This window comes from Brachybacterium sp. GU-2 (genome assembly GCF_030866705.2).
GTDB lineage: Bacteria > Actinomycetota > Actinomycetes > Actinomycetales > Dermabacteraceae > Brachybacterium > Brachybacterium conglomeratum.
The window spans coordinates 1,668,022-1,679,200 of record NZ_CP133037.2 but is presented as its reverse complement, the minus strand read 5'-3'; the positions used below and the strand labels follow the sequence as shown (position 1 = coordinate 1,679,200).

The following is an 11,179-nucleotide window of genomic DNA, read 5'->3' as shown; positions in this document are numbered from 1 at the left end:
CTCGCGGGACCCGCGCCGGACGGCGCGAGGAGACGTGCCGAGGAGGACCGCCGCATGACCAGTGACGACGGCGGCCGGCCGCCGCGCGGCCCCGTGACCCTCGCGGACGTCGCCCGCGAGGCCGGCGTCTCGATCGCGACCGCGTCCTTCGTGCTCTCGGGCCGCGGGGGCCTGCGCTCGGCGGGCTCCGCCGAGACGAAGGCGAAGGTGCGCGCCGCCGCGGAGCAGCTCGGCTACGTCCCCAACCGTCACGCGCAGGCCATGCGCACCGGCCGCGGCGGCGGGATCGTGCTGGCGCTGGGCACGCTCGAGGACCCCTGGGCGTGCAGCTCGCCACCCGGGTCCGCGACCGGGCCCTGGCGCACGAGCTGTCCACCCTGGTCCTCGCCGACGAGCGCTGGTACGAGTACCTCCTCGGCGCCGCCGCCGACGCCGCCCTCGTCACCAGCATCGACTTCGTCCCCGAGGGGCCCGAGCAGATGCGGCGCCTGGCCCGCTCGACCCAGACGGGGCTGGTGGCCTTCAGCGCGCAGATGGAGCCCGAGGGCTTCGACGTCGTCTCCTCCTCGCCGCTGCCGGCCATCGGCAGCGCCTACGCGCGGCTGCGCTCCCGGCACGAGCGGGTGCACCTGCTCGCCCCGCAGATCGACCGGCCCGGCGGCGTCCTCGCCCATCAGCGCACCCGCGCCTTCCTCGAGGCGGCCCGCGCCCACGGCGACGACGCCGCGGCGCTCGTGCACGTCGTGCCCGAGGGCAGCCACGACACCTACCGCGCGGCGCTCGACTGGCTCGCGGGCTCGGACCGGCCGTGCGCGGTCGTCTGCTTCACCGGCTACCAGGCGGTGGCGCTGCAGCTCGCGGCTGAGCGGGCGGGCCTGTCGGTCCCCGACGACCTCGAGTTCGTCGCGATCGGCGACATCCCCACCAGCTCGGAGTTCTTCGGCCCGATCAGCGTCCACGGCGTCGAGGACGTCTTCTCGCGGCTGGCCGGGATCCTGGTGGACCGGGCAGTGGACCGCATCGACCGGTCGGGGGCCACGCACGTCTTCGACTGGCGCTTCTTCCCCGGCACCACCACGGCCGACGACGCCTGAGCGGTCAGGCGGCCTGCGGCCGGCGCAGCGTCGTCGCGAGCAGCGCGGCGATCGAGCACATCACGCCGCCGGCGACGAAGGCCCAGGTCGCGCCCGAGGCCTGGGCGAGCTCGGCGCCCGCCCCGGACTCCGCCGCGACCGCCGCGCCGAGGGTCAGCAGCGCGATGAACACCGCGGTGCCGAGCGCTCCGGCGAGCTGCTGCAGGGTGTTGAGGATCGCGGAGCCGTGGCCGTACAGCTCCTTCGGCAGCGCACCGAGGGACAGCGCCATCAGCGGGGTCATCACCATGGACATGCCGATCCCGAGCGGCACGTTCAGCGCGATGACCATTCCCTGGGTGGCGTCGCCGTCCAGCAGCAGCATCGACGCCCAGCTCACCAGCGCCATCAGCGCCGCACCGGGCAGCACCAGCGGCAGCGGGCCGACCCGGTCGTAGAGCGCGCCGACCAGCGGGCCCAGCAGCCCCGAGGCCGCCGCGCCGGGCAGCATCGTCAGGCCCACGGCGAGGGTCGACATGCCGAGCGCCCCGGTCATGTACAGCGGCAGCGCCACGACGGTGCCGAGCATCGTCGCGAAGCACAGCAGGATCACCAGCAGGGAGACCAGGTAGGTGCGCACGGTCAGCGGGCGCAGGTCCAGCAGCGGCTCCTGGCCCCGCGCGCGCATCCGCACCTGTCGCGCGGCGAACACCGCGAGGGCGAGCAGGCCCGCGGCGGCGGCGAGCAGCGGCACCAGGCGCGCATGCCCGTCGACGATCGCGCTGATCGAGGCGAGGGCGTAGATCACGCCGCCGAAGCCGATCGCGGAGAGCACCACGGAGAGCACGTCCAGGCGCACCGCGCGCGGCTCGGTGTAGTTGCGGATGAACAGCAGCCCGATCACCAGTGCGACCACGATGATCGGCAGCATCATCACGAAGAGGTGATGCCAGGAGCCGCGGGCGAGGATGGCGCCGGAGATCGTCGGCCCGAGCGCGGGCGCCGCCGAGATCACCACGCCCACCAGCCCCATCACCAGGCCGCGGGAGCGCAGCGGGACGAGCGCGAGGACGGTGGTCATCAGCAGCGGCAGCACCATCGCGGTGCCCGCCGCCTGGATCACGCGCGCCCCGAGCAGCACGGGGAAGCTCGGCGCGAGGACGGCCAGCGCCGTCCCGGCGAGGAACAGCGACATCGCCAGGAGGAACACCGAGCGCACCGACAGGCGCGTCATGAGGAAGCCGGTGGTCGGGATGACCACGGCCATGGTGAGCATGAAGCCGGTGGAGAGCCACTGCGCGGTCACGGCCGTGATCGACAGGTCCTCCATCAGCACCGGCAGCGCGACCGAGAGCAGCGTCTCGTTGAGGATCATCACGAACGCGGAGACGACGAGCACGGCGATGATCGGCGTGACCCGGGTCGTCGCGGCGGGCTCGGGGGCGGAGGTCGAGGGGCCGGCGTCCACGGCGGGCAGCTCACCGGTCGGGGTGGGGGAGGAGGCGTGCATGGCTGGCGCGCTTTCGTCGAGTGCGGTCCGGCGGGCCGGGACCGGAAGGCCACCCGTCGGAGGGGCGGCGGACGAGGTCCGGGCCCGCACCGATCGTCCCATGCGGCCCTGCTTCTCGTCACCGTGATATCAGGGACAGGGAGGCGCCTGGGCAGGGGCGATCAGGAGCCTCGGTGCTGCTGCCACCACAGTGCCGCCTGCACGCGGGAGTCCAGGCCCAGCTTCATCAGCGCATGGGAGAGATGGGACTTCACGGTCGTGATCTCGACGAACAGCGCGCGGGCGATCTGCTGGTTCGTCAGCCCCTGCGCGACCAGCGCCAGCACGTCCTCCTCCCGCCCGGTGAGCGCGGGCTCCGGCGCGGTGGGCGCCGGGGAGGCGGGCGGGGCCTCGTCGGGCGCGCCGCCCTCCCGGCCCCGCAGCGCCGCGAGCACGGTGCGGGTCGCGGCCGCCGAGAGCACCGCGTCGCCGCGGTGCACATCCCGCACCGCGGCGAGGATCCGCTGCGGGTCCTCGGACTTCACGAGATAGCCGTCGGCCCCCGCCGCGAGCGCGCCGAGCACGAACTCGTCGAGGTCGAAGCCGGAGATCACCAGCACGCTCGCCCCGGTCTCCCGCAGCCGCGGGGTGATCTCGATGCCGGTCGCCCCGGGCATCCGCACGTCGGTGAGCACCACGTCGGGGCGGTGGGCGCGGGCGGCCTCGAGGGCGGCGGGCCCGTCGGCCGCCTCGGCCACCACGGTGATGTCCGGGGCGGAGCGCAGCAGCGCGACCAGCCCCGAGCGCACGGCGGGATGGTCCTCGGCCACGACCACCCGGATCGGGGCGGAGGAGGGGCGGTCGGACGCCGCAGGGGAGGGGGACGGATCGGTCATCGCGGCGAGGTCTCCGTGGCGGTGAGAGTCGTGCCGGTCAGGGGCGGCTCGGCCGGCGGGTCGCCCGATGCGTCGAGCGGGAGCACCGCCTCCACTCGCCACCCCGGGGACCCGTCCGCGTCCGGGACCGGGCCCGAGCTCGCCGTCCCGCCGACCGCGAGCGCCCGGTGCGCGAGGGCCGCACGACCCATCCCTGCCCCCAGCGGCTCCGCACCGTCGCGGCCGTTGACCAGCTCGATCCGCACTGCGCCCTCCTGGATCCCCGCCGTGAGCCGGATCGGCGCCCGGCCGTGCCGCACCGCATTGGTCACCGCCTCCGCCCCGATCCGCAGCGCCGCGGCCTGCACCGCGGGCCCCACCCGGGCGGGTTCGGTGAGCGCGGGCGCGATCTCGACCCGGGCCGACGGGTCCCGCGCCCGCAGCCGTGCGGCGAGGGAAGGCCAGTCCAGGGTGGCGCTCGGCAGGGTGCCGGTGCCCTCGTCGGCGAGCACCCCGATCATCGAGCGCAGATCCCGCAGCGCGGCCTGAGCGGAGGCGCGGGAGGCGGCCAGGGAACCCTCCCTCGCCTCGCGGTCCTCGAGCGAGGCGGCGAGGGAGGAGTGGAGGGCGACGGCGCTGAGATGGCCGGCGATGACGTCGTGCAGGTCGTGGGCGATCGAGCGCCGCTCCACCTCGACGGCCTGCGCGGCCCGGCTCTCGGCGAGCTCGTGCTCGAGGCCCGCCAGCCGCTCGGCGGCACCGCGCGCCTCCCGGTGGTGGCGCACCTCCCAGCCCCACAGCAGCGGCGTGCTCACCATCAGCCCGGAGATCATCGCCACCAGGAACACCGCTGGTCCCGGCAGGCCCCCGAGCAGCGCCGCGAGCATCGCGGCCGCCGCGGCGGCGATCGAGATCGCGGTGCAGGTGCGCGCCACGCGCCGCGAGCCGTGCATGACGGGCACGAACAGCGCCTCGAACAGCAGGAAGTAGGCGGAGATCTGCCCGCCGCCGATGATCTCCGCGGTCGCGAGCGGCCCGGCGACGACGAAGGGCACCAGCGGGCGGCTGCGTCGCCAGCACAGGCTCGCGCACGCCGCCAGCAGCAGCGCGACCGAGACGCCTCGAGACCACTGCGGGCCCTCGCCGAGGAACCCCGAGTTCGAGATCCCGGAGAGGGCCAGCCCGACGACGAGCGCCGCATAGATCCCCGCGGTCAGCAGGTCGCGCCCCGTGACCCGTGGCGCGCCGACGGCGGCGGTGTCGGGGGCGGCGGACGCGTCGGCACGGACGTCGGCGGGCATGATGCGAGCCTACGCGGCCGCGCCCGCCCGGCCTCGGGCCTCCGCCGGGTCTCGTCCCAAGGGAGGAGGACCGGCGCGCTCACCGCCGCGCACGATGGAGCCATGGACCAGCTCGCCTCCCTCGCCGGCCCGCTCGGGCTCGTGGTGCTCGCCCTCGTCGACTCGACCTCGATGGGCACCCTCGTCATCCCCCTCATCCTGCTCGTGGTGGGGGAGGGCGGGGCCCGCCGCGTCGCCGGGCGCACGCTGCTGTACCTCGCGGTGATCGGGGTGTTCTACCTGCTGCTCGGCGTGGCGCTGCTCGCCGGCCTGCTCCCGCTCATGGAGCGCCTCGGCCACCTGCTCGCGGCCCCGCAGACCATGGTGCTGCTCGCCGCCGCCGGGGCGGCCCTGCTGTGGTGGTCCTTCCGCCTCGACCCGAAGGCCGTCGTCAAGCGCGGCGGGGACCCGGAGGCGTCCGCGCGGCGCTGGACCGCCCGCGCCCGCCGCGCCTCGGGACGGCCCTCCGCGCTGATCACCCTCGCCCTCGGCGCGGGCCTGATCGAGGCGGCCTCGATGATCCCCTATCTCGCCGCGCTCGGGATCATCGCGGACATGGGCATCGGCCTGCCCCGCGGGGCGCTCGTGCTCGTCGGCTACTGCGCGGTGATGATCCTGCCGGCCCTCCTGCTGTGCGGGGCGCGGGTGCTGCTGGGGGAGCGCGGCGACCGATTCCTCGAGCGGGTCCACGACGGGGCGGTGCGCCGTGCGAGCGGCGCCTTCTCCTGGACGGTGGGGATCATCGGCGTGATCCTGCTGCTGAACACCGCCGGTCCGGCGATCGGCTGGCTGAGCGGGGGAGCCATCGCCTGACCGTGCGCAAGAGCTCTGCGACGAAGGACGGGACATCGCCGTGACCAGCGTGTATTCTACTACCTTGTGGTCATTTCGGCCGCAATGCCCGTTCGGTGCGGAGGTGCATCCCGGTGGTCGCAGCGAACGACGACAGCATCGCGCCCCCGGCCGCCGCGAGCCGGGGCGGCGGCGTCGTCCTGGCGCTCAGCAGCCTGGGTGATCCGTGGGGTGTCCAGCTCACCAGCCAGGTGCGCCAGGACGCGCTCTGCACGGGCCTGTCGACCCTGGTCCTCACCGACCCGCGCTGGTACGAGCACCTCCTCGGCGCCGACGCCGACGCCGCGCTGCTCACCGCGATCGACCTCGAGCAGGACGGTCCGCGCCGCGTGCGCAGCCTCGCCGACCGCACCCGCAGCGGCCTCGTCGCCTTCAGCGCGCAGATGGAGCCCGAGCGCTTCGACGTGGTCAGCTCCAGCCCCGTCCCCGCCGTGCACCACGCCTATGCCCGCCTCCGCGCCCGCCACGACCGCGTCCACCTCCTCGCCCCCGATCTGCGCTCCCGGCCCGGCGGCGCGCTCAGCATGCCGTGCACCGCCGCCTTCGTCGACGCCGTCGCCACCCATGACGACGGTCCGGCCGAGCAGCTCATGCGCCTGACCCCGGAGGGCACCCGCGGCACCTTCGAGATCGCCCTGGCCTGGCTGGGCGGCCCCGACCGCCCCTCCGCGGTCCTCTGCTGCACCGGCTACCAGGCCGTCGCGCTCCGCCTCGCCGCGGCGCGGGCAGGGGTGGAGGTCCCGGAGGAGCTCGAGATCATCGCCATCGGCGACGTCCCCGCCGAGGCCGAGCTGCTCGGCCCGATCAGCTACTACGGCGTCGACGACGTCTTCGCACGCCTGTCCGGGGTGGTCGTGGACCGCGCCGTCGAGCGCGGCGACCGGCCCGGCCGCCTGCACCGCTTCGACTGGGAGTACTTCCCCGGCACCACCACCCGCGACGACGAGACTTCCAGGAGCACCGATGACCGCTGAGACCGCCTGCCCCGCACGCACCCACTGGTCCCTGCCCGGCCTCGCGCTCGCCGACCTCACCCTCCCCGTCCCGCTGGACCACGCCGACCCCGCCGGGCCCCGGATCGAGCTCTTCGCCCGCCTCGTCGCGCGGCCCGGCGGCGAGGACCTCCCCGTCCTCGTCTACCTCCAGGGCGGGCCCGGCTCCGAGGCGCCGCGGCCCCTGGACCCCGCCTCCCCGCCCTGGCTGCCCCGCGCCCTGCGCGAGCACCGCGTGCTCATGCTCGACCAGCGCGGCACCGGCCGCTCCACCCCCGTCGGACCCGACGCCCCGCTGCCCGAAGGTGCGATCCCCGGCGCCCGCACGCTGCGCGAAGCGAGCCCCGACCAGCAGGCCCGCTACCTGACGCACTTCCGCGCCGACGCGATCGTGGCGGACGCCGAGCTGCTGCGCGAGGCCCTGGGCCTTGCTCGCTGGTCGCTGCTGGGGCAGTCCTTCGGCGGGTTCACCACCCTGCGCTATCTCTCCGCCGCCGCGGGCAACGTCGAGAAGGCCCTGTTCACCGGCGGGCTCCCCACCGTCGGCCCCCACATGGACCAGGTCTACGCCACGACGTGGGAGGGCATGATCGCCCGCTCCGAGAGGTACTGGGCCCGCTTCCCCGGCGACCGCGACCGCTTCCGCCGCCTGGCCGACGAGGCCGCCGCGGGCCGGCTGTGCGCCCCGGGTGGGAGGCGCATCGGCGTCGAGTCCCTGCGCCGCCTCGGCCACCTGCTCGGCGCCTCCCAGGGCGCCGAGCGCCTCCACTTCCTGCTGGACCTCGACCCCGCCTCGCCGGCCTTCGCCCACGACCTCGCCGCGGCCCTGCCCTTCTCCGGCCGGAACCCGCTGTACGCCGTGATCCACGAGAGCTGCTGGGCCGACGGGGTCGCCACCCGCTGGGCCGCGGACCGCACCATGCCCGCCGCGGTCGCGGAGGACCCGACGCTCCTGGCCGGCGAGCACATCCACCGCGACCTGTTCGCCGAGGACCCCGAGCTCGCCGTGTGGGCCGAGGCCGCGGACGTGCTCGCCGAGCACGAATGGCCCCGCCTCTACGACGAGCAGGCACTGCGCACCGCCGAGGTGCCCGGCGCCGCCGCCGTCTACTACGACGACGCCTACGTCCCGCGCGAGTTCTCGATGGCGACCGCCGCGCTGCTGCCCGGTGTGCGCACCTGGGTCACCAGCGAGTACGAGCACAACGGCCTGCGCGCGAGCGGCGAGGGCGTGCTCGACCACCTCCTCGACCTCGCCACGGGGCTCCGCGCCGCCTGACTCCCGCCCCGCCGACCCCGATCTGCGGAAGGGGCCGCCGAAGTCCCGTTTCTGCCGACGCCATCCCTCCGGAATCGGTTGTGACCCGCACCACGCCCCGGTAGCGTGGCTGATTGCGCCCGTGCGCCACGATCCGACGACGACGACGGAGGTCCCCCGTGAACCCTGCACCCTCGCCCCATCCCGCCGGACAGCCGGCCCGACCGGGACGACGCCGCGTGCTCGCCTCCCTCGGCGCGCTCCCCGCCGGCGCCGTCCTCGCCGGTGCGGCCTCCGCCCAGGCCGCTCCCTCCCGCGGAAAGAAGGCGGGCGGCGACTTCCGCCTCGGCGTCGAGAACCTCCTCGAGCCGGCCGCACTCGAGACCCTGCGCGACCAGCGCGTCGGCCTGATCACGAACCCCACGGGCGCGGACCGCGAGCTGCGCTCCACGATCGACCTCCTGGTCGAGGCGCAGGGGACCGGCGGGTTCACCATGACCGCCCTGTTCGGGCCCGAGCACGGGGTGCGCGGCGCGGAGCCCGCCGGAGGCGCCGTCGGCGACCACATCGACGAGAAGACCGGCCTGCCGGTCCGCTCCCTGTACGGCGCGACCCAGAAGCCCACCCCGGAGATGCTCGCCGACATCGACGTGCTCGTCTTCGACATCCAGGACATCGGCGCCCGCTTCTACACCTACATCTGGACCCTCTACTACGCGATGCAGGCCGCGGGCGAGAACGGCAAGCGATTCGTGGTGCTGGACCGACCGAACCCGCTGGGCACCGACATCGAGGGTTTCGTGCTCGAGCCGGAGCTGTCCTCCTTCGTGGGGCTGCGCGAGATCCCCCAGACCCACGGCCTCACCGTCGGGGAGCTCGCCCGCCTGTTCAACGGCGAGTTCCTGAACGGCGAGGTCACCCTCGAGGTGGTCGAGATGAGCGGCTACGACCCCGAGGAGCCGCCCGTCCAGGAGCTGCCCTGGGTGCTGCCCTCCCCGAACATCCCCACCCCGGACACCGCCGTGGTCTACGCCGGCACCGGGCTGATCGAGTCGCTGAACATCTCCGAGGGCCGCGGCACGACCACGCCCTTCCTCTGGTTCGGCGCTCCCTTCATCACCGAGGCCCAGGTCGACCAGCTCCTCGAGACCCTCCGCGCCGCCGAGCTGCCCGGCGTGCTCTACCGGCCGATGTTCGCCACCCCCACCACCTCCAAGCACGCGGGCGTCTTCTGCGGCGGCCTGCAGCTGCACGTCACCGATGCCTCCGCCTACGAGCCCGTCCGCACCGGCATCCACGTGATCGCCGCGCTGCTGCGCACGGTGGAGGAGGTCGACTGGCGCGAGGGCGATGACTGCCGCACCGAGGACGACGTGTGCTGGATCGACAAGCTCACCGGCACCAAGCGCACCCGGGCGATGCTCGAGGACGGCGAGTCCCCCGAGGCGATCGTCGCGGCCTGGCGCCGCGAGGCGAGGCGCTTCGAGGTCACCACCAAGCGCTACCGCCTGTACTGAGCACGCCGACGTCCCGAGACCCCCAGGAGATCCCCATGTCATCCCTCTCCCGCCGCGCCTTCACCGCCGCCCTCGCCGGCACCGGCGCCGCCGTCGCCCTGCCCGTCGCCTCCCAGGCCGCACCCTCGAAGGGGCACGCCGACCGGATCGAGGAGATCCTCTCCGGCATGAGCCTCGAGCAGAAGATCGGCCAGCTCTTCGTCGCCGTCGGCTACGGCTCCCGCGCCGACCAGGCGCATGCCTCGAACATCTCCACCACCGGCGTGGACACGATCGCGGAGATCGTTCGCACCCACCACGTGGGCGGGCTGATCTACTTCGTGTGGAGCGAGAACCTCCAGAGCATCGAGCAGGTCGCGACGCTCTCCAACGATGCGCAGGACGCGGCGCTCGAGAGCGGTGGGATCCCGCTGATCATCAGCGCCGACGAGGAGCGCGGCGTCGTCTACCGCCTGCCGGCCCCCGCGACCCCGCTGCCGGGTCAGATGGCGCTGGGGGCGACGGGCTCCCGCGCCCATGCCCGCAAGGCGGGGGAGATCGTCGGCGCCGAGATGCGCGCCGCCGGCCTCCACCAGGCCTTCTCCCCGGTGGTCGACGTGAACGTCGAGGCGCAGAACCCCGTGATCGGGGTGCGCTCGCTCGGCGCGGACCCCGCCGCCGTCGCCCGCCTCGCCGCCGCCCAGATCAAGGGCCTGCAGGGCGCGGACTGCTCCGCCGCCGCCAAACACTTCCCCGGCCACGGCGACACCGCCACCGACTCCCACCTGGGCCTGCCCGTCATCGACCATACCCGCGAGGAGCTCGACGCCCTTGACCTCCCGCCCTTCGTCGCCGCGATCGAGGAGGGCATCGACTCGATCATGACCGCGCACATCGTGGTCCCCGTGCTCGACGACTCCGGCGTCCCCGCCACCCTGTCCCACCCGATCCTCACCGGGCTGCTGCGCGAGGAGCTCGGCTTCGAGGGCGTGATCGTCACCGACTCCCTCGCGATGGAGGGCGTGCGCACCCTGTTCGACGACGACCGCGTCCCGGTCGAGGCGATCCTCGCCGGCGCCGACCAGATGCTCATGCCTCCGGACCTCGTCGTCGCGATCGGCGGGGTGCGCGACGCGGTCGCGAGCGGCGAGATCACCGAGGAGCGGCTGGATCAGTCGGTGCGGCGCATCCTCGCCCAGAAGCTGCGCCGCGGCCTGTTCGACGACGTGCACGTGGACGCCGCCCGGGCCGAGGGCGCGATCGGCACCTCCCGCGCCTTCGCGACCGCGGAGCGCATCGCCGCGGACTCGATCACCCTGATCACCGCCCAGGACGGCGCGCTCCCGCTCGCGGACGGCGCGACGGTGCTGGTCACCGGCTCCGCCACGGCGGCGAAGCTCGAGGTGGTGGTCGACGCGCTGACCTCGCTGGGCCATGCCGCGACAGCGCTCGCCGGCGCGACGCCCGAGCAGGCCGCCGAGGCTGCCGCCGCGGTCGACGCGGTCCTCGTGCTCACCTCGTCCTCCGGGTTCACCACCCCGCCCGCCCAGGTCGCGCTGGTCGAGGCGCTCGCCGCGACCGGCACGCCCGTCGTGCACGCCTCCCTGCGCAATCCCTACGATGTGGTGCACGTGGGGGAGGTGGCCGCCTCGCTCGCGGCCTACGGCAACGCCGACGCCTCCCTGCGCGCGCTCGCCGGCGTGCTCGCGGGCGAGGTGAAGGCGCGGGGGAAGCTGCCGGTCGCGATCCCCACGGCCGACGGGACGGGGGAGGCCTTCCCGCTCGGCCACGGGCTGGGCTGAGA

Annotated in this window: 9 protein-coding genes and 1 pseudogene; 7 read left to right on the top strand and 3 right to left on the bottom strand. The window is 74.7% G+C overall.

Going from position 1 to position 11,179, the window contains the following annotated elements; all coding sequences use genetic code 11:
- Positions 1–54 precede the first annotated feature (54 nt).
- A pseudogene (locus tag RBL05_RS07715) lies at positions 55–186 on the top strand (LacI family DNA-binding transcriptional regulator); the annotation flags it as partial.
- A 137-nt stretch (positions 187–323) separates the two neighbouring features.
- Positions 324–1,094 carry a substrate-binding domain-containing protein gene (locus tag RBL05_RS07710; protein ID WP_318604250.1) on the top strand — a complete coding sequence of 257 codons (771 nt, stop codon included), beginning with the start codon at positions 324–326 and terminating at the stop codon, positions 1,092–1,094.
- 4 nt (positions 1,095–1,098) lie between these two features.
- On the opposite strand, the gene RBL05_RS07705 is transcribed toward RBL05_RS07710, so the two are convergent.
- From RBL05_RS07705 to RBL05_RS07695, 3 genes are all read right to left on the bottom strand, one after another.
- Positions 1,099–2,583, bottom strand: a complete 1,485-nt coding sequence (locus RBL05_RS07705) for a DHA2 family efflux MFS transporter permease subunit (protein WP_308740009.1) — start codon at positions 2,581–2,583, stop codon at positions 1,099–1,101.
- 161 nt (positions 2,584–2,744) lie between these two features.
- Entirely contained in the window at positions 2,745–3,458 is a 714-nt protein-coding gene (locus RBL05_RS07700; RefSeq protein ID WP_308740010.1) for a response regulator, read from the bottom strand.
- A complete protein-coding gene (locus tag RBL05_RS07695) occupies positions 3,455–4,738 on the bottom strand; it encodes a sensor histidine kinase (RefSeq protein ID WP_308740011.1) in 1,284 nt (427 codons plus the stop codon). Before RBL05_RS07695 ends, RBL05_RS07700 begins: the two co-directional genes overlap by 4 nt.
- Positions 4,739–4,840: 102 nt before the next feature.
- On the opposite strand from RBL05_RS07695, the gene RBL05_RS07690 reads away from it, so the two are divergent.
- The 5 genes from RBL05_RS07690 to RBL05_RS07670 all read left to right on the top strand — a co-directional run bounded on the left by RBL05_RS07690 (position 4,841) and on the right by RBL05_RS07670 (position 11,177).
- A complete protein-coding gene (locus RBL05_RS07690) occupies positions 4,841–5,590 on the top strand; it encodes a GAP family protein (protein WP_308740012.1) in 750 nt (249 codons plus the stop codon).
- A gap of 113 nt (positions 5,591–5,703) precedes the next feature.
- On the top strand, positions 5,704–6,603 hold the full coding sequence (locus RBL05_RS07685) for a substrate-binding domain-containing protein (RefSeq protein ID WP_308740013.1): 900 nt from the start codon (positions 5,704–5,706) through the stop codon (positions 6,601–6,603).
- On the top strand, positions 6,593–7,900 hold the full coding sequence (locus tag RBL05_RS07680; RefSeq protein ID WP_308740014.1) for an alpha/beta fold hydrolase: 1,308 nt from the start codon (positions 6,593–6,595) through the stop codon (positions 7,898–7,900). The genes RBL05_RS07685 and RBL05_RS07680 overlap by 11 nt, the downstream gene beginning before the upstream one ends.
- Positions 7,901–8,058: 158 nt before the next feature.
- Positions 8,059–9,396: a DUF1343 domain-containing protein gene (locus RBL05_RS07675; RefSeq protein WP_308740015.1), complete on the top strand. Its 1,338-nt coding sequence runs from the start codon at positions 8,059–8,061 to the stop codon at positions 9,394–9,396.
- A gap of 35 nt (positions 9,397–9,431) precedes the next feature.
- Positions 9,432–11,177 (top strand): glycoside hydrolase family 3 protein, encoded by a 1,746-nt coding sequence (locus RBL05_RS07670; RefSeq protein WP_308740016.1) that lies wholly within the window; start codon positions 9,432–9,434, stop codon positions 11,175–11,177.
- Positions 11,178–11,179: the final 2 nt, after the last annotated feature.

What these genes read in the sequence shown, in the direction of transcription:
- RBL05_RS07705 (WP_308740009.1), bottom strand. Translation starts at nt 2,583, where the DNA reads ATGCACGCCTCCTCCCCCACCCCGACCGGTGAGCTGCCCGCCGTGGAC.
- RBL05_RS07690 (WP_308740012.1), top strand. Translation starts at nt 4,841, where the DNA reads ATGGACCAGCTCGCCTCCCTCGCCGGCCCGCTCGGGCTCGTGGTGCTC.
- RBL05_RS07700 (WP_308740010.1), bottom strand. Translation starts at nt 3,458, where the DNA reads ATGACCGATCCGTCCCCCTCCCCTGCGGCGTCCGACCGCCCCTCCTCC.
- RBL05_RS07670 (WP_308740016.1), top strand. Translation starts at nt 9,432, where the DNA reads ATGTCATCCCTCTCCCGCCGCGCCTTCACCGCCGCCCTCGCCGGCACC.
- RBL05_RS07680 (WP_308740014.1), top strand. Translation starts at nt 6,593, where the DNA reads ATGACCGCTGAGACCGCCTGCCCCGCACGCACCCACTGGTCCCTGCCC.
- RBL05_RS07695 (WP_308740011.1), bottom strand. Translation starts at nt 4,738, where the DNA reads ATGCCCGCCGACGTCCGTGCCGACGCGTCCGCCGCCCCCGACACCGCC.